Origin of the sequence: Streptomyces kronopolitis (assembly GCF_050953795.1) — a bacterium.
GTDB classification, from domain to species: Bacteria; Actinomycetota; Actinomycetes; order Streptomycetales; family Streptomycetaceae; genus Streptomyces; species Streptomyces kronopolitis_A.
The window spans coordinates 1317031-1334917 of record NZ_CP191850.1 but is presented as its reverse complement, the minus strand read 5'-3'; the positions used below and the strand labels follow the sequence as shown (position 1 = coordinate 1334917).

The following is a 17887-nucleotide window of genomic DNA, read 5'->3' as shown; positions in this document are numbered from 1 at the left end:
GCCGAGCGGGGCGTGAGCGCCTCGGCGGCCTGGCTGACGGAGCTGCTCCGCCGAGAAGGATCCCGATGGAAACGCACGCGGACACGCTGCGGCCCAAGGTCGATCCCGTCCTCCAGCAGGCTGCACGAGCCAAGTAGAAGAGTTACGGCTTTACGGCTGGGCACGCAAGCGGGCGTGAGGGACCTGTACTTCCTCGACGAGAGCGGGTTCGCCCCCACCGTGCCCACCGGACAGACCGGGTCACGGGCCGGGCAGCGGGCTGTCGTACCGCGCGAGGACACGAAGGGCCGGCGAGTGAACGTCCTCGGGGCCTGTCGGTAGGTGCGCACGCCGATCTGGCGTGGGAGAACTGCGGCAAGGTTGATACATCCATGCTCTGGAGTTCGTGTGCACACAGCGGGCCGCTTCCCGGCGGCGGGGCTGCTCTGGCCCAGCCGCCCGATGGTTTCACTCGCGTCCGGCCGTGCACTGTCGTGCTGGACAACGCCTCCACACATGTGGCTCGGGCCTTCAAAGGTCGCCGTGAAGAGCTGGCCGCCATCGGTATCGAACTCTTCTACCTCATCCCGAAGTGGGGAGCTCAACGACATCGAACGGGGATGGCGCTCCGCGAAGTACGAGTACTACCCAGAGCGTGTCCACACACAGCTGAGGCGATCGCCACCGCCATCGATCAAGCCCTCAACCGCCGACGCACACACGTCAAAGGACCAGCAGTCAACTCCACCAGAGCCGCCACACCGGCCTCCTTCAGCAGGCATCCTGAAGCGCATACGGTAAGCCGTGATCCCCCCGCCCGGGAGACCTTCCGCCTGGTCAGGCCCGAACGGCCATGCTCCCGTCACGGATCGGTGAGAGAGCGCGTGAGCCGAAGAAGCCCCGTCGGCATGCTCCGGCGAGACGTCGTCGAGCAACGGCTATGAGGACGTGTGGGATTTGGCGCGAGGAACGTTGTACTCCGGCTCTCCGCTCTCAAGCACGCGTAGCAAGGACGCGGTGACGACGCGAGCCGAGTGGCCAACCCTGAGTACCCGGCACGGGAACTCACCCCGACTAACCAGTGCGTAGCCCTTCGCCCGCGAAAAGCCCAACGCCTTCGATGCGTCCGTGACGCTTCCCGTTCCGCCCCACGTGGCTCGGATGTGTGCGGTGCTGTACTGCGACTCCGGCAACTCGGCGATTTCTTTGCTCAATTGGATTCTCCAGGTCACTTTGGGTCCGAGGTCAACGAGTTTGCTAGGAGCATGTGTGGTTGCCAGGTCGTGGCCGCTGACAGGCGGATGGCCGTGGCTCTGCACCGCTGACGCTGTGCCGCAGCGTTGGTGTCGAGCCGAGTCGGTTCCCGGCGCATGTCAAGTTCTCACGTGTGACGTCTCCCCGGTTCACCTATCAAGGTCCACTCGGGAAGCCTATCGACTCGCGTCTCGACTAGTCAATCAATTCTATTGCTATCCATTCTGTGTCGCTGCTGCTCACTCAGTCGACCTCTACTGGCGACTCGTTGGATCCCTTGGGCTGACCGAGACATCCACTTTGTGTGGCTCAACGTGGGTGCGCGGGGCATGTAGGTGCAGCGGTAGGCAGTGCACGGTGGTCTCGCGCCAGGGCTTGCTGGGCCGCGTGGCGGTTCCTGACGTCCTGCCGGGGGCTTCGCCGGGGTAAGCGCCCCTGACACTCGGCATTGAGCCCAGCCGTACCGGCCTGATGCGGCGGCGAGCCGCTGCTCCGGCAGGCGTTCGATCGATGGGCCGGTGGCGGAGCCTCTGGCTGAAGGCCAGGGGTGGCGACATGATGTGGTTCGTCGCGTTTCCTCCCCTGTGTGTAAGGAGTTCTGATGGCTTTGCTTCCGTTGACCGTCTAGGGCGTGTGTCGGAAGTGCCCTCGATAGTCATTCGCTCGGAGTGCAGCCATCTGACAGGCTCAATGAGATGCGCGAGACTCCTGAGGACTTGGAACGGCTTCAGCACCTGATCGATCATTCCTATGCTGCGGCTGGCGCGCACCTTCGCTCGATCGTCACCGCTGAACGGCGGCTCGACGCCGCAGGTGTGGTCGCCGAGATGGGCTCAATGCGTGTGATGGCCCTTGCCACCACGCCTGCCAGAGGAGAGCCGCGGGTTGGGCCGGTTGACGGGCTGTTCTACCGGGCCCGTCTTCACTTCGGCTCGGGCGCTGATTCCCTGCGCTTTCGGCACTTGCGTGCCCGTCCTGCTGTTTCGGCTTCGGTCATCGATGACGAGCGGTTCCAGATCACAGTGCACGGCACGGCGCAGGAAGTGATTCCGGCGGAGGAGCCGGGGACGGAGGCGTTCTTGATCTCGGTGTACGGGCGCGAGGCGTGGGAGAGCTGGATGCGGGATCTGCCGTGGGCTCGGATCGAGCCCGACCGAATGATCACTTTTCGTAATTCGACTGCGGACGAACGGTAGCAAGATGCGATTGAGCGTCATTGCAGCCACTCGTTGATGGCCGCGACGAGGATGGTCGCCTCGTAGCGGACCGCGAGCTTGTCGTACCGCGTGGCCACGGCACGGTGCCTTTTGCTCGGTTGATGCCGCGCTCGACCGCGTTCCGCTCGCGGTAGTCGGAGGAGTCGAACTTCGGTGGTCGGCCTCCGTAGGAGCCATGCTTCTTGCGGTTCCGGGCCTGGTCGGCCTTATCTGGGATGGTGCAACGGATCCCGCGACGACGCAGGTAGGCGCGGTTCTTGCGGGAGGCGTAAGCCTTGTCGGCGCGTACGCGGTTGGGGCGGACGCGCGGCCGGCCTTGCCCGGTGCGGGGAACACGGACCTTCTCCAGCACGGGTTCGAACTGGGGCGAGTCGCCGCGTTGCCCGGCCGTGACCACGATCGACATGGGCTTTTGACCCTGTTCGACGGCCAGGTGAAGCTTTGTGGTGAAGCCGCCGCGCGACCGTCCTAGGCGGTGTCGTGGTCGGTACCCACGCCGACCCATCCGGTGTTCGCGGTCAGGTCGTAGATCCCGTACGGGATGGCCTTGCCCAGCTCCGGGTCCGGGAAGTCGTGCGTCCGCACCCGGACCGGTTCGCCCTCGCGGTGCCACTCGGCGCCGGCGTTCTTGTAGTTGCCGACGATTTCCTTCTTCTTCGTGTCGACACTGACCACAGGGTCCCCGGCGGCCTGGTGCTCCTTGGCCCGCTCGTTGATGTATCGGAACTGGCCGTCGCGGTCCGGGTGCTGCTTGCCCTCGACGGTCTTGGCGTTGGCCTGGAGGCTGAAGCCTTCCTCACGCAGCAGGTCGGCCACGGTCTCCGCCGAGACGCGGTGGCCCTGCCGGGTCAGCTCGCCGGCCAGGTGACGGGTCGACTTCGTCGTCCAGCGCAGCGGCGACATCGGATCGCCCCGCTCGTCGGGCTCGGCCAGCGCCAGCAGTGCCGTTCGCAGCTCCGGGTCCAAGTCGGTCGCCTTCTTACGCCCTCCACCGGGATGACGTATCCGCCCCAACGGGGCCTGACCGGATTCCAGTTCAACCACACCACGCGAGACCGTGCCCTCCCGGATCCCGGCTGCAGCGGCGACGAGCCTGATCCCGCCATGCCCCAGCGACCGCGCTTCCGCCCCTATGGCCAGTCGACGCTGGCACTCGTCCAGATGCGGCAACAGCGCCTGGAACTTCGCCGCCAGGACAGCCTCGATCCCCTCCGGTCTCCCCATACCAGAACAACGACCCCCGCAGCTGGAAGCCACGACTTGTTTCCCGGCAAGCCCTCTAAGTGCCCTGCTATGACCGTGGGCTCGGACAGGCGAGTTCGCTGTCCGGGGTGCTTGCGTGAGTGATGCCGGCCATGGGGGTCATGAACTCAGCGGAGAGCGTCACGCAGGGCCTCCTCCATCACAGGGAGCCGGTCCAGCAGTATCAGAGCTGCCTCGTGCCGCACCCGCCCGTAAGCCTCCATAGCGGCGTCGACGATGTGCGGTCGTTCCACTGGTACCGACAGCGGAAAGGCCGAGCAGAGCATGGCTGCACAGCCGACACGCAGCGAGGACACGAGGTCGTCCACGGACGCCTTCGGGTTGGCGTCCCGGTAGGCCAGGGTGAGATCGGTGTATCCGGTGAGCCAGCTCTCCGCACTGTTGTCCAGCACGCTCTTGGGGTCGCAGCCAAGACGCGCGATCTCCCAGGCGAGGTACCCGGGTGCGGGCGGTCGGAAGTCCACGATCGCGGCCACCTCGTTGTCCTTGAACAGGACGTTGGGGCCGGCCGTGTCGCCGTGCAGGACCTGGACGGATAGCTGTGGAAGCGAAGCAAGGGCGCGCTCGACGTCCCCCAGGATGGCTTGCCGCTCGCGCGCCGCCTGCAGCGCCCACGTCTCGAACTCCCCGAGCCTGGGCATGTGCTGGTACGCATGGATCAGGTGCTTGAAGCGGTCCCGTGAAGCGGCCACGTCGCACACCGCACCAGGTTGCAGGGTGGGGGCGGCGGCGGGGTGAGCGGCGAGCCGGCTGTGGAGGCGCCCCATCGCTGTGCCGACGGCTGCCCACCGTGCACCCGTCAGGCCGCCTTCGGCGGTCTCGGTGTGCGGCACGTACGACCACAGGGACATGGGCAGGCGGCCGTGAGTCACGATGAGTTCGTGCTCGCGCGTGCGGGTTGCCCGCGCGGTCGCGACACCTCCGTCGGCGCAGTACTCGGACAGCTCGACCGACGCCCGCTCCAGTTCCAGGTGTTCCCTAGTGCGGTAGACCTTGGCGAAGTGCCGACGGCCCGCCTGGTCCACGACGGCGTAGTTGTCCGTCGCGGTGCCTTCTGGGATACGCGTGATGTCTGCCGGCTGCAGCCCGTACGCGAGCACCAGCGTGGCGGCGACCGCCGTGATCTGCTCCTCCTCCGCGGTGCGGCCGGGTAGGGAAGGCGCGGCGAGAGGCTTGGGGGCGGGCTGCTGAGATGTGGTGGACATGGTCTCCTCGTCGAAGCGCACAGCGATAGCGGTCAGATGATGGGCGGGCCAGGTGGTCGGGGCGGTCCGGTGGCGGGCACGGACCGTGGCCGCCAGGTCTTCAGCGGGCCGCGGCGGGCCGCGCCTGGGCCGCAAGCTCGCCGACGGACAACGCTTCGTCAACGCGGTCATCTGATTGCGCCTCCCTCGTTCGGGTTGCCGCAGTACCCGAGCCCCGATCCATCGCCACCAGCAGCCGGCAGGGGACCGGCCGACCAAACCGACACCGCGGCCCCATGCCGCGTGAATCGGCTGATAGAGGCGATGAACGCAGTAACCGACACCGGCTCTTCGGGGCGAGGGCGACCAGTTCGGCATCGCACAGACGGGGTGTAGGGCCGACCGGCGGGCGCCGCGGCACCAGGTAGGGATGCTCGTCGCATAAAGTGCGGGCGCACGGGTGTCCACGTCGTTCACCAAAAGATGATCTTGGGCGCTTCGTTCTCGTCTCCGCAGGCATCCCTCGGGCCGCACCACCAGGAGGAATCAGTGTCATCCCCGCAAGTGATCACCCCCGAGGAAAAGCTGGCCGAGGCGAAGAAGCAGCTGAGTCTTCCACGAATTGTTGCGATTTGCGGCTCCACTCGTTTCATGGCCGAAATGGCTGAGGCCGATGTGCGGGAGACCGAAGCCGGACGGATTGTCGTCAAGCCGGGTTGCGACCTGAAGTCGCCGCACGAACTCTGGTCCGATCCTGTCGAGGCCGAGGCGTTGAAGGTTCGACTCGACGCATTGCACCGGTCGAAGATCTTGCTTGCTGATGAGGTGCTCGTAGTCGGCGACTACATCGGAGTCAGCACCCGAGCCGAAATCGCCTACGCCCGGTCGCTGGACAGGCCGGTGCGGTTCACGCACCCGTCAGTCGACCCCGACGCCTGAGCGCCCCCTCACACCCCCCGCAGTCCCCCTTGGGCTAGATCATCCAGCGGGTGGCGTGGTGGTGGGATCGTGCTCAAGCAGTGGCGGAACCTATATCGGCCGTGATGGCGGCAGCGAGAGGCCGGTTGTTCACCAAGTAGAAGTGGTCGCCCTCGTAGCTTTCGAGTCCGCGGAAGTGCGTGGTGAACGCCTGCCAGGAGAGCAGACGGTCCTCGCCGATCAGCTTGTCGCGGCGCCCCCCGAATACCGAGAGCGGAACGGGCAGCGGCTCGGGGGTGCGGGGAGGAGCCCAGGTGTCCAGGAGCTTGAAGTCGTTGCGGAACACCGGGGCGAACGTGCGCCAGACAGCCTCGTTGTCGAGGAGCTGCGGCGCGCTACCGCCGACGTTCCACAGCCAGCCGCGCAGTTCGTCGTCGGACATCAGGTGAGGGCGGCCGTCGGCGCCGGCCTCGCCTCGCGGGGCGCCGTAGGCGGACACACCCAGCCAGGCCGGGAGCGGGCCCCCCTCGTGGTGAAGTCGGCGGGTGAGCTGGTAGGCGATGAGTGCGCCCATGCTGTGGCCGAAGAACCCGAAGGGCCGGTCGAGCAGTGGCGCGATCGCGGTGTGGAAGTAGTCGACCAGCAGGTCGCAGTCGTCGATCAGCGGCACGGTCTGCAGCTGCCCTCGGCCGGGCGCCTCCAAGAGGCAGAGTTCCCAGTCCCTTGGGAATTGGTCCGCCCAGCCCCGGTAGAGAAGGTGTGAGCCGCCGGCGTGATGGAACAGGAACAGGCGCATAGCTGGGTCGCTCAGCGGCCTCGGGCGAATGACCGGCCTGGCCGATGCCTTGTCGGCGAGGTTCGAGACTAGGAAGGCGTGCAGCTCGGCGAGGGTGCTGGCACCGCTGATGACCACGGTGTTCTCCGGGACGTCGAACGCGGTCTCCACGCGGGTGGAGATCTCGAGCATCAGCAGCGAGTCGATCTCGAGCTCGTCGGCGAAGTGCGCCTCGTCGATGACCTCCTCGGGTTCGACTTCCAGGACGCCGGCTATCACAGCGCGGAGCTCCTCGATGTTCACGGACGCAGTGGTCATTGGTGTTCCCCTGGCTCCTACGTGGATGGACGACTGGTCGGTCAAGGGGTCAGCAGCAGAGCGGCTGCCGCGTCGTGGCGAGGGCCTCCAGCCGTGGCGAGCACGTTCCCGGTGGCGTCGCTCTCCAGATGGGCAGCCGCAGCGGCGCACTGCAGGACTCCCAGTACCCCGGACAGCGGGCCCAGCTGGGCTTCCAGGTCGATCCGGCGCGTGGCTGCGAGCAGCTGGCCCGCCCCGGCGTCCGCCTCTTTGACGAGCCACAGTCCGACGGGTCTCTCCTCCGTCACACCGGAGGAGGCCAGCGCCGCGGCGAGGTCCCGGGCCCGTGCGTACCCGGCGATCGTGGCGCGCGGCCGCGCGCCACGGGAAGCGGCTGCGTCCGCTGGTTCAAGGACGATCGCGACCGCTGCGTCGGTGGACTGCTCGCCGAGCAGCCTCGTCGCCACCTCGTTAGCCGGTTCGACGCCGACGACGACGGCTGCTTCGGCGCGCCCGGCCACGATGAGATTCCGAGCCCAGGCGAGGGCGTCCAGCCCACTGGTGACGCCGTTGCAGACGGTGAGGTTGGGGCCGCGCAGCCCGTAGCGGATGGCCACCCAGCCGGCGACGACATTGCTTGAGGTCTGGGGGAGGCCCAACGGGCTCAGGCCCCTGACGCCTTCCCTGGCGATGATGTCGGTGGCTTCGCAGACGCTGTCCGCGTTGCCCACGTTGGTGCTGACCACGACGGCGGTCGCATCGGCCACGCCCGTGAACGTCGCGTTGGCGTCGGTCAGGCCCGCGTCGTGGAGGGCGGACTCGGCAGCCCGCAGGGCGAGCCGGGACGCTCGGTTCTTGTGGCGCAGCTCGCGTCCGCGAAGTCCGGTTGCCGGGTCGAAGCCGCCCTCGCCGGGCAGCGGTCCGAGGAGGTCGCCGTACGTCGCGACACCGGGGAGCGCCAGTCCGATGCCCGTGACGACGACCTCCCGGACGCTCGGGATGCTCATCCGTGCGGTACTCGTCCCGCTCATCGGGCTGCCTCCACGATCGCGACGGCGTTGATCCCTCCGAAGCCGAACGCGTCGACCTGAGCGATGGTCAGGCCGCCGAATGCGGGGGCGCCCTGCACCAGGCCCAGTCCTGCGGCCTCGGGGATCGGGTCGGTGAGTCCCAGGACCGGGGGTACCGTCCCTTCCTTCATGGCGAGCACCGCCATCAGCAGGCTGAGGAGTCCCGAACCGCCCAGGGTGTGGCCGGTCATCGCCTTGATGGCGGTCATCCGTGGACCGGCTCCGGCGCCGTGAAATATGCGGCTCAAGACGCTCGACTCCGTCACGTCGTTGAGGCGGGTTCCGCTGCCATGCAGCATCACCAGATCGATGTCCTCCGCCCGTACCCCGGCCCTGCGGTAGGCGTCCTGGACCGCGCGTGTGATGCCGTCCGGGTCGGGCGCGGTGGCGTGGTGGCCGTCGCAGTTCATGGACACACCGCGCACCCGGGCGTGCACGGGCCCTCTGCCAGTGCCGGTGCGCTGGACAACGACGGCTGCCGCGCCCTCACCCATCAGCATGCCCTTGTGCGTGGCGTCGAAGGGGCGCAGCGCGTCGGGGATATCGTTCTGCACCCGGTCGAGCGTGCCGAAGCCGCTCTCGGTGGCGGCGTCGGTACCGGCGACGACGACCGTGTCGGCCATTCCTAACTCGATCATGTCGGTGGCCATGCCGAGCGCGTACAGCGTGGCTGAGCAGGCGTTGGCGAAGGTGTACGTGGTGGACGCCCCGAAGGTCTCCCTCAGGGCGGTGCCGAAGTGCAGCTCTTCGAGAACGACTTCGGCGTGGTCGCGCCACCACAGTTCGAGGCTGCGCTGCTCGCGCATGGTGGTCCCGACCAGGACGGGTACCTGGGACAGATCCTCGCCCAGGCCCGCGTCAACGACTGCCTGACGAACGACGGTGGTGAGCCAGCGGGTGGCACGGCGCGGGATGTCGATACCGCCCTCGGGCCGGTCGTCGATCTCGTAGGCGTAGGCCGCCCTGTACTTGTCGGGGTCGAACGCTCGCAGAGGCGTGCGGCTCTCCTGGCCCGCGCACAGCGCGGCGAATATCTCTTCGGGGCTGGCACCGATGTTGGCGACGGCGGCCATGCCCGTAATGTTCCAGGTCACGGTTGTCCAGCCGCCTTCCTCAGCTCGAAGGCGGCCAGCTTGCCGGTCGACGTGGTCGGCAGCTCGTCGAGTAACTCCAGACGGGCGGGCCGCTTGAAGGCGGCGAGACCGCCACGGATCGCGGCGAGTACCGCGCGCCGCACCACGGTCGTGTCGCATCCCGGTCGGACCACCAGATAGGCCACGGCTTGCTCCAGGCCGTCAGCATCGCGGCCGCCGACCACCACGCAGTCCTGGACCCCTTCCGCGCCTCGGATGACGTTCTCGATCTCACCCGGATAGACCTTGTAGCCGCCCAGGTTGAGCAGGTCGTCGGTGCGGCAGAGATGGGTGAATGTGCCGTCCGGCGCACGGCGCACCATGTCGCCGGTGTAGGCACCGCCGTCGGCGAAGGTGACCGCGGCGGCCTCCGGGCGGCCGATGTAGCCGAGGGCGACGGTCGGGCCGGCGATGTGGAGTCGGCCCTCCTCCCCGTTGGGGACGGGCGTGCCGTCCGCGGCGCGGATGGTCGCGGTGGTCCCGGGTACCGGGAGCCCGAAGGTGCCCGGACGCTCACTTCCCGGCGGGGTGCCGACGACGGTGTAGAGCACCTCGGTGGCGCCGAGCCCGTTGAGCAGGTCGGCTTGGAAAGCGGTGCGGATCCGCTCACTGAGCGGAGCGGGCAGATTCTCGCCCGTCGCCACGCACAGCCGCACGGAGTCGGAGGCGAGTGCCGCCGTCTGGGAGGCGTTCAGCAGCGCGGCGTACAGCCGTGGGACGGAGAACAGCACGGTGGGTTGGTGGTGCCGGAGCGCGGCGGTGAGTGAGTGGACGTCGACCGTGCCGCGGATGAGTGCTACGCGGGAGCCGGCTGCCAGGGGGCACAGGACGGAGTTGCCGAAGCCGTAGCCGAAGGACATCCGGGCGCTGGAGAGCACAGTGTCCTCGGGGGTCAGCGCCAGTACCGTGCCGATGCCGTCGGCCATGGCCGCGATCGCTCCCGCCGAGTGCCGGACTCCCTTGGGCATGCCGGTGCTTCCGGAGGTGTACTGCACCAGCGCCTCGCGCCCTGCACTCCAGGTGGCCGGGGGCCCGGCGTCCTGCGGGCGGCGTGCGGGGCCGGGCTCGGCCGGGGCCAGATCGGCGAGGATGTCCGCGCCGGCGAACTGGGTTGTGGTGGCGAACAGCTTCTCCAGGGCGCGTTGCCGCGTGGGGGCCGCGTCGAGGTGCACCATCGCGGCGGCGCAGTCTTCGGCGATGTAGCGGACTTCGTCGTCCGTGAGCATCGGGCTGATCACCACGGGGACGCCGCCGTGCCACCACAAGCCGAGGACGGCGACGACGGTCGCCACGGAGTCGTCGGCGACCAGGAGACCGCGGGCGCACTCAGGCACGCCTGCCGCCCTGAGTGCGCCCGCGTACCCACGTGCCGCCTCCAGGAGGGCGGCGTAGGTGATCTCTCCCGCCTGGGGGTCGAGGTAGCTGATCCTTTCGCCCCGGCCGGCGGAGACATGACCCGCCACCAGGTGGTCGAGCAGGTCGACCGTGCGGAGGTTTGTCGCCCGCTCGCTGAGCACGGACACCGCGGCGTCCAGGCTGGTGAGGGCTGCTGCTCCCTCAGCGGACAGGGCTCCGAACTCGCGCTCGATCGCGACCGTGATCGCAACCTTCTCCAGGGAGCTCATCCCGAGTTCCTCGTAGAACAGGGCACCGGACTCGATGCCGTCCTTCTCGACTTCGAGGACAGACGCCACGATCTCTCGTAGCCTGTCGAGGACTATATTTATGGGTTCTGTATCGCGCACCGGCTGGGGTCCTTTCCGTATCTTAGTAGCCGAGAAGTAGACCTGGTGAGACAGGCAGCGAGAGCGAGCCGCAGACCTGCTCCCGGCCCTGATCCTTTCGCCGGAACGCCGCTTGTTTCCGGTCAGGGATTGGAGAGCGGGACAGGGTGCCGCAGCGCTCGACAGGAATGCTCAAGATTCCAGGCCGACCTCACAGGGGAACAGGACAGAAACGCCCTGGGGATCCTCCGTAAAGATGACCCTCTTGGAAAGCGCGGACATGTAGCCGAGCTCGAAGATGGTTCCCTTTCCAACGCGGCCACCGGGGTTGCATACGACCACAGCGTCGGCCTGCCTGAACGCGTCCAGGTGCATGTACTTGTGCCGCCACGTGTCGCGTTCGTTCTTCAGGGGATCCTGGTAGTCGAAGAGGATAAAGTCAGTACCCACGGTTTCCGGCTTGACCCTCGTTGAAGGGGGGCTTAGCACCGCGGTACCCCTCCCGCGCAGACGGGAGATGACGTCCTCGATGTACCCCAGAGACTGCTGGAAGCTGCCGCAGACAACAGCATTCCGGAATTCTCGCCGGGTCAGGCCCTCCATCATGTCGTTCGACCCGCACGCGGACATGCCCGCTTCCAGGTAGAACTGCTCCAGCTCGGGCCGGACTATGTTGAAGTAGAGGCCGGTGTCGACATAGAGGCTGTTGACCAGTGCGGCCGCTTCCGACTGTGGGAGCTGCTGGAAGACGCCGGTGGCGTGCAGGCGCGTGGTCTTGTTGTCAACGACCTCGCTGAACTCCGTGAGCCCGACGCAGAACTCGCCCACCCTTTCTGCCAGCACCTCGCGCGTGCGGATGCCTTCGAACGCCAGCCGCTCCCTTTTGAGCAGTTTCAACTCGCCGCCCTGGAAGCGGTAGACGCCCACGCCTTCCGAGTCGAAGTGGACCAGGACCCTGCCTTCTGCCGCCAATGTACTGCTCTCCTTCTTCTCGTTCCAGCGCGTTCGGATCTTTAAGGACCTTCGTCTATTCAGCCGAGAGATTGGCAAGCGTTCCGGACGACCCAACGACTAATCACCTTGCCCACGGAAGGCGCCGAGGTACTTTTCGGCGAATTCTTCCTTCCTGTCCCCGTTGTATTGGGTGATGAAACGCGGGTGCTCCAGAGGCACGATCTTCCGGAAGAAGCGCTGGCCTTCGTTCACCTTCGACAGGTATGCGAAGTTCTCGCCACTGCCAATGCAGTAGCACACAGAGGCGTCAATTCCGAATGCCAGCTGGCGTTCCAGGGTGTCCGCGAGGAAAGAGCCCAGGAGTTCCAGCAGCTTCTTGTTCTCGTAATAGTTGCAGTTGACTTCTCTTCCCTTGGAGTTCGTTCTCACCAGACCAAGAGGGCACACGAAACTCATGACGAAGTCGGCATAGAACTTGCCGCGGCCCCCGTAGCGGCTGATGACGTCGTGCAGAAACCCGGCGGAAGGCCGGCTCACCGCGTAGCCCTCGACATCGACTCCCGTTTCGCTTTCGAGGAGCTTGGCATCTTCGAACGGGACCCCGGTCACGGCCGTTCCGCGTCGGGCGGGCGAGCTCCCCAGTACCAGGCAGCGTGGCTTATCGTCGTCGTAGTACTTGTGGTAAAACGCAGTCGTCACCTCCCGGACACGGTCCTTCTGGGGGCCGTTGAACGGGTTGATGACCTTGAATCCAGGAGGCAGTTCAAGCGTCGTTTCCGCAAGTTCTTCGTTGAACTGCAGGATCCGACCGGCAACAGTCGTTCGCCCGTTCATTGCAGAAGTCCTTCCTTCACGCTGGTCACCCTGAAAGATCCCGCCGCGCCAGGCCACCTGCGATCCATTCGCCCCGCAGAGCTGATGGCACGTCGTGAACGTACAGGCCGGAGCGGCGGTGGAAACGCTAGGCGGTGACAGCCGACAAGTAAATCTCGGTACTCGTTGGGAACATTCGGATCTCTTTGAATCCGATACGATCAAGCTCCGCGGCAATCAGATCGGCTGTGCCCATCCCGCGGTAGATGTCGACGAAGTCAGTGCCAGGAACAATCAGCCCTGGGGTGACGCAGCCTCGCTGAGTATACAGAAATCCGTTGGCCACGGAGACGATAATCACCGCACCGGACTTCAGCACTCTGCGTGCCTCTGACGCTGCTGCGGACGTATCGAAGAAAGATGAGTTGTACGTCCTCAATGAGACATACAGATCGTAACTGTTGTCCGGTAAAGCGGACAGGTCTTCGGCGCTGGAGACGACAGTTTTCGACGACGGAATGCGACCGCTTATATTGGACAGGCCACGCTCCGCGATGTCAACGAAGGTGATCTGAGGGCAATCTGCAAACAACGCTACTGCTTCGTAGCCAGCGCCGACGCCGACGTTGAGGACGTTCACGGCGGGTAGGGACCTCGTGGACGACTTCCCGTAAACCGACATGAAGTCGTCGGTCCATCTCAGGTTGGCGGCACGAGCATCGAACGCGTAGTCATAGGTGCCGTACTTCGAGTCAAACGCTTCGGACAATGCGTCGCCAACGGCGCGATCAGCCTCTTCGTGCTCGATCCCGTACCTATGCCGCAGTAGCGAAGCCAGCGCAGCCCTCCCTCTGTTCGCATTGACATCACTCCTGGAAAGCACGAACCCCTTCGACGTCAGCCTGGAGGAAACGGTCTCACTAATGCGATGTGTCGAGTAATGGGGATTGCACTCGATGTTCTGTTCACTCGCTGCGTAGACGCCTTGGTTCTGAGCGAGGATCTCGCGCTGCAGATCGTCGGGGAAGCGGTGTATGCGCCCTCGTGCAGTGACGGGATCGTCGTCGAGGTAACTCGTCAGGGCGGGGTCTGGCAGACCGATATGGACTCTGTCGATGTGCACGTCCTTCAAGAGGTCGCCGAGCTCAAACGAGTTGTCCCCTGACAGGGTGTTGATCGTCAGATATGCGCTGTGTGCGCTGGCTGTTCCGAGTTTTTGAATTTTGCTCCGCAGGGTGCGATACCAGGATGCGCCGCGTACTTCTCCCTCGAAAGCGGAGCAAATCAACTCGTCGTGTTCAGAAACGAGCGCAACGCTGACCCGCCGGCTTGATTGCGACGCCCTTTGCGCGACGCTAATGGTGTAGTTCATCCAGTATGTGTTCTTCGGACTCATGTAGGCATCTGTCCCTCGGCGGCACTGCGCCCTCTGTTGGTTGGCAGGACCAAGCGGGTGCTCGCCTTCACGGGCACCCTTCGTGGTGACACGGAACGTGAACTTCGCGTCGGCGTGACCAACGGCTGGAGGACGACGAGCCCCCTCCGTTCGACCTGCCCACCGAGGCTGAACAGCTCGGGCGGCAGCGGGTTCAGCGGATGTGCCGGTGTGGCGCGCGTGGGACGGCTGGTCGGTGTCGTGTGCCCGGGCCCACGCGGCGGCGGTGGCTGGCGATGGCACGGATGCCGTGCTCCCCCCTCGCTGTATGCGCAGGCCACGGTGGCGCGGTAGGTAGCACGCGCTTCGCCACTGAGTTGGATGCGCGAGGACAGCACCGGCACGTCGAGAAGGAGCTGGTCACCGGGCATGGAGGTCCCTGTTCTGGTCTGGGTGGAGCATCACCGCGGCGTACGCCCCGGATTGGGCGGCAGGCAGTCCGGCGTACAGCGAATCCGGGTGCCACCAGCCGGTAGGCAGGAGGCCGCGGTCTTCGAGGGGCCAGGGGGGCGAGGAGGGCGCGGACCTTGGCCTCACTGCGCGGACGGAAATTCAGACCGTGCTGCTCGTAGAGGGCGACGACGTCTCGGGCCTCGTCGGGTCGCATGTCACCGGTGCTGTGGTTGATGCTGATGGCGCTGCCCGCGGGAAGCAGGTCCCGCAGATCGGCGAGCAGTTGGTGCACCTCGGCGTCGTCAGGAATCCACTCCAGCATGCCGTTCAGCAGAACTCCTATGGGCCGGGCCCAATCCAGCCGCTGGGCCTCCGGCGCGGCGAGCAGGTCACGGATCTTGTGGATGTCAACGCACTCGACTCCGTGTTCATGGTGACGGCCGGCGCGAAGAGCCCGTGCGTGCGTGGCTACTACGGGGTCGTGGTCGACACAGATGACCGTGGCATCGGGCCGGACCCACGTAACCACCTCATGGGTGTCCGGCACTTCAAGACAGGGCGGCGGGGGGTAGCCGCACCCCAGATCCAGGAACTGGGCGATCCCATTCCTGGCCATGTGCGCCACGGTTCGCGCGCCATACGCGCGGTTGATCTGCGCTGCTCGCGGTAGCCAGTCCGCTGTGAGGACGAGCGCGTCACCCAAGGCACGGTCCCCGTCGGAGTTGTTCTTGCCACCCAGCAGGTAGTCGTAGATTCGCGGTTCCTGGGGCTGGATTACCCGATCGTCGGCGAGTTGAGACGTCATGCGGCGCTCCGGGGCGGGCGGACGGAAACTCGGCAAGCAGATGGGGAACTACCCGTCTCGGACCGCTGCCTCCTCAGCAGCACGCCGCTCATCGGACAGTGGTGTGGGTGAGGACCTGGGCGAGCTCATCGCCATCCAGGACCGCACGAACGATGTGGTGATCGGACATGTCGAGAGGCACCTCGATCACTTCGACATCCGCCACCGCGGGCAACAGAACATCCGAGGCGTAGATGCGGTCGACACGTGCATCCGGCCCGTGACTCGCACAGCCGGTGACCGTCCGCGCCAGGGCGCGGGTGTTGCCGGTGCGGGCGGCAATGTGCCGCGCCACGTCTTCCAGGCCGGCAGTGCGCAGGGTCTCGTCCGGGCAGGTGCACATCCGCCTGGTCCCGTCAGGCCCGATACAGGACCGGTGGACGCGGTGTCGCCGGTCACGGATCTCTTCCAGGACCGGCAGCGGAAGATCGCCGGGGGCGCCGGGGACGGGGTAGCTGTTGTGGTCTCCGCCCATCAGCACGGGCAGTTTGACGTCCATCCCGATAGGGGTGGTCCACGTCTTGTCGGCGAAGGTCGTCGCCCAGTCCGCTTCGGCGTGCCGTTGTGTCGATGAGGCGTAGTTGTGGTGGTAGGAGGCGCAGACCAGCGGCACCGCGTCAGGTCCTGCGGGGCGGTATCGCAGGCCCTGGACGGTCGGAGGCATCTTCCAGATGGTCTCCGCGTCCTTGTCCGGCCACCCACGCACGGGGCTGAAGAGAGCCGGGGCGGCGAAGACGGCGGTATGGGAGGAAGGGCCCAGCCAGCCGCGCAGGGCCAGGTCCTCCTCCATGTTGTCCATCACGGACTTGCCTTTGGCATCGGCTCCCCACGCTCCCCACATCTCCTGCCGAAAGAGCAGGTCCGGGTCGAGGGAGGCGAGGAGCCGGTTGGCTTTGCTGCGCTTGTCGTGGTCGGGGCCGCCGTTGGCCTCGAAGTTCCAGCAGAGGGTGGTGATGGTGCGGGCCATGCGGTGAGTGATCCTTTCGGGGGTCCTGGCGGACGAAGAGCGGGCGGACTGGTGTGCACCGCACCGCGACCAGGGCGTGACGGGAGAAGTCGGGGGTACGGACCGGTGGTTCTGCGGGTCAGATGTCCGTCTCGGCGGTGGCAAGGGCGACGAAGCCGCCGCGGGCGTGGATCCGCCGGAGGGTCTCCTCGTAGTAGTCGTTGAGGTGGGTGACGTCAGCCCGGGACATCGTGACGATGCCGGTGATGGCTCTGCGGTCGAGGGAGGCGAGGAGCCGGGCGAGCTGAGGTCGTGTGGCCGGGTCGGTCATTCCCGTGAAGTCGACGGCCGGAGCCTGTGCCAGGGGCCAGTAGTTCCGGACGGCCAGGCCACGCGCCACGGCCAGTCGTACGGCGGGGTCCTGGCCTTCCCGCACCATGGCGTAGATGGCGATGCGGGGGCGGGGGTTATGGCTGATCGCCGAGGCGAGACCGGCTTCGCGTAGCGCCTGCAGGTCGGCGTCGGTCTTGTGGAGACGCGTGGAGTGTGGGGACAGCCGGGTCAGGATGGTCTCGGCCTGTGTCGGTTCGTACCGGGTCGGGGTTGCTGTGCCTGTGCTGTGCAAGCGTCCGGTCATGGGCGTCCCTTGGGCTTCAGAGGAAGGATGTCGCTGATGGACTTGGCCAGGCAGGCGGTGTGCCACTGCTGCAGCCAGGGCGTATCCGGCAGCGGGGCGGACGCAAGCTCCGCGGCCCGGGCAAGGGCGGCCCGCTCCTGCCTGACGTCAGGGGCCGGGTTCGGGATCGCCGCCAGCAGTTGGCCGGCCATGGAGAGCAGGTCCCGCCACCGTCCGTGGAGCACCTCGGCCGGAGCCTGGCGGCGACGGCGCCACTGCTCATGAGCAGCACGGCAGGTGACCACGATCGTGTCCCGGCTGAACCGTGGCTTCTTCTCGTCGTAACGGGGTGTGGTGGGAGCAGGGTGGAGGAGACGGGCGGATTGCGCCACCTCGCTGCCGCGCGGGCCGATGTGCACCGTGCCTTGGGCGGACAGGATCAGCAGCGCCCGTCCCACGGGTGCGGAGTCGCTGCACACCGTGGTGGCCAGGAACTTCGCGCTGGGCAGTCGGCTGCCGCGGGCGTAGACGCCGGCGGCGATCTGGGCGCGCAGCCGGTCGGCAATGTGGGTGGCGAGCGCGTTGTGGAGGTCCAGGCTTCCTGCCGGGAAGATTCGTCGACTTCGCCTCTCCAGAACGTTGCTGTCGACGAGGCTGCTCACCGCGGCCCGGACCACCTCGACAGGTGCCCGCAGATCGGCGGCCACCTGGTTCACCCGCAGTTCGAAGCCAACGGGGAGGTCCCCCGTGGTGATTGCGGCCGTGATCGCCCTGGCGACTTCGGGCACGGCGGTGCCCGGCCGGGTGGCGTCGAGCAGCGCCTGCACCAGCTCCCGGACGGAACCGGCGTACGCCACCACGTCGGCGTAGCCCTGCGTCACGGACCGCTCGGGGTCGGCACGCGCCAGCAGGATGTCCCACAGCTGCTCCTCGGCGGCGGAGCCGTTGGCTGCGGCGCGACGGGTGTTGCCGAAGGGAGCCCAGTGGCGGGCGATGCGCCGGATCATGTCGACGTTGCGGGCAACAGATGCAGGAGCGGCCTGCATTCTGTTGCGGCTGACACGGCGTAGGA

The 17887-nt window shown here is 66.7% G+C and carries 14 protein-coding genes and 2 pseudogenes; 2 read left to right on the top strand and 14 right to left on the bottom strand.

Annotated features, from left to right (window positions below; genetic code table 11):
- Positions 1 to 1928 precede the first annotated feature (1928 nt).
- Entirely contained in the window at positions 1929 to 2429 is a 501-nt protein-coding gene (locus tag ACQP17_RS05695) for a pyridoxamine 5'-phosphate oxidase family protein (protein ID WP_433855261.1), read from the top strand.
- Between the two features lie 17 nt (positions 2430 to 2446).
- Here the strand turns inward: ACQP17_RS05695 and ACQP17_RS05690 are convergent.
- From ACQP17_RS05690 to ACQP17_RS05680, 3 genes and pseudogenes are all read right to left on the bottom strand, one after another.
- Positions 2447 to 2928: pseudogene (locus ACQP17_RS05690) on the bottom strand (IS5 family transposase); the annotation flags it as partial.
- Positions 2922 to 3674, bottom strand: a pseudogene (locus ACQP17_RS05685) (ISAzo13 family transposase); the annotation flags it as partial. The pseudogenes ACQP17_RS05690 and ACQP17_RS05685, both read right to left, overlap by 7 nt.
- Positions 3675 to 3820: 146 nt before the next feature.
- Complete coding sequence (locus ACQP17_RS05680; RefSeq protein ID WP_433855260.1) at positions 3821 to 4918, bottom strand: phosphotransferase enzyme family protein; 1098 nt, start codon at positions 4916 to 4918, stop codon at positions 3821 to 3823.
- A 528-nt stretch (positions 4919 to 5446) separates the two neighbouring features.
- Between ACQP17_RS05680 and ACQP17_RS05675 the strand changes: the two genes are divergently transcribed.
- Positions 5447 to 5836, top strand: coding sequence for a hypothetical protein (locus ACQP17_RS05675; protein WP_433855259.1), 390 nt, complete (start codon positions 5447 to 5449; stop codon positions 5834 to 5836).
- 73 nt (positions 5837 to 5909) lie between these two features.
- Here the strand turns inward: ACQP17_RS05675 and ACQP17_RS05670 are convergent, their stop codons facing one another.
- The 11 genes from ACQP17_RS05670 to ACQP17_RS05620 all read right to left on the bottom strand — a co-directional run bounded on the left by ACQP17_RS05670 (position 5910) and on the right by ACQP17_RS05620 (position 17822).
- A complete protein-coding gene (locus ACQP17_RS05670; RefSeq protein WP_433855258.1) occupies positions 5910 to 6908 on the bottom strand; it encodes a thioesterase domain-containing protein in 999 nt (332 codons plus the stop codon).
- Positions 6909 to 6949: 41 nt separating this feature from the next.
- Positions 6950 to 7918: a beta-ketoacyl synthase N-terminal-like domain-containing protein gene (locus tag ACQP17_RS05665; RefSeq protein WP_433855257.1), complete on the bottom strand. Its 969-nt coding sequence runs from the start codon at positions 7916 to 7918 to the stop codon at positions 6950 to 6952.
- Entirely contained in the window at positions 7915 to 9051 is a 1137-nt protein-coding gene (locus tag ACQP17_RS05660) for a beta-ketoacyl synthase N-terminal-like domain-containing protein (protein ID WP_433855256.1), read from the bottom strand. The genes ACQP17_RS05665 and ACQP17_RS05660 overlap by 4 nt, the downstream gene beginning before the upstream one ends.
- Positions 9048 to 10835 carry an AMP-binding protein gene (locus tag ACQP17_RS05655; protein WP_433855255.1) on the bottom strand — a complete coding sequence of 596 codons (1788 nt, stop codon included), beginning with the start codon at positions 10833 to 10835 and terminating at the stop codon, positions 9048 to 9050. Before ACQP17_RS05655 ends, ACQP17_RS05660 begins: the two co-directional genes overlap by 4 nt.
- A 171-nt stretch (positions 10836 to 11006) precedes the next feature.
- Positions 11007 to 11786: a nucleoside 2-deoxyribosyltransferase gene (locus tag ACQP17_RS05650; RefSeq protein ID WP_433855254.1), complete on the bottom strand. Its 780-nt coding sequence runs from the start codon at positions 11784 to 11786 to the stop codon at positions 11007 to 11009.
- A gap of 99 nt (positions 11787 to 11885) precedes the next feature.
- Positions 11886 to 12659 (bottom strand): uracil-DNA glycosylase family protein, encoded by a 774-nt coding sequence (locus ACQP17_RS05645; protein WP_433855253.1) that lies wholly within the window; start codon positions 12657 to 12659, stop codon positions 11886 to 11888.
- Positions 12660 to 12729: 70 nt separating this feature from the next.
- Positions 12730 to 13953 (bottom strand): class I SAM-dependent methyltransferase, encoded by a 1224-nt coding sequence (locus tag ACQP17_RS05640; protein WP_433855252.1) that lies wholly within the window; start codon positions 13951 to 13953, stop codon positions 12730 to 12732.
- Positions 13954 to 14170: 217 nt separating this feature from the next.
- Positions 14171 to 15214 carry an SAM-dependent methyltransferase gene (locus tag ACQP17_RS05635; protein WP_433855251.1) on the bottom strand — a complete coding sequence of 348 codons (1044 nt, stop codon included), beginning with the start codon at positions 15212 to 15214 and terminating at the stop codon, positions 14171 to 14173.
- A gap of 88 nt (positions 15215 to 15302) precedes the next feature.
- Positions 15303 to 16220 (bottom strand): endonuclease/exonuclease/phosphatase family protein, encoded by a 918-nt coding sequence (locus tag ACQP17_RS05630; RefSeq protein ID WP_433855250.1) that lies wholly within the window; start codon positions 16218 to 16220, stop codon positions 15303 to 15305.
- A gap of 118 nt (positions 16221 to 16338) precedes the next feature.
- The gene (locus ACQP17_RS05625; protein WP_433855249.1) at positions 16339 to 16836 is read right to left on the bottom strand and encodes a hypothetical protein; all 498 of its coding nucleotides are present in this window, start codon (positions 16834 to 16836) and stop codon (positions 16339 to 16341) included.
- Positions 16833 to 17822, bottom strand: a complete 990-nt coding sequence (locus tag ACQP17_RS05620; protein ID WP_433855248.1) for a GntR family transcriptional regulator — start codon at positions 17820 to 17822, stop codon at positions 16833 to 16835. Before ACQP17_RS05620 ends, ACQP17_RS05625 begins: the two co-directional genes overlap by 4 nt.
- Positions 17823 to 17887 lie beyond the last annotated feature (65 nt).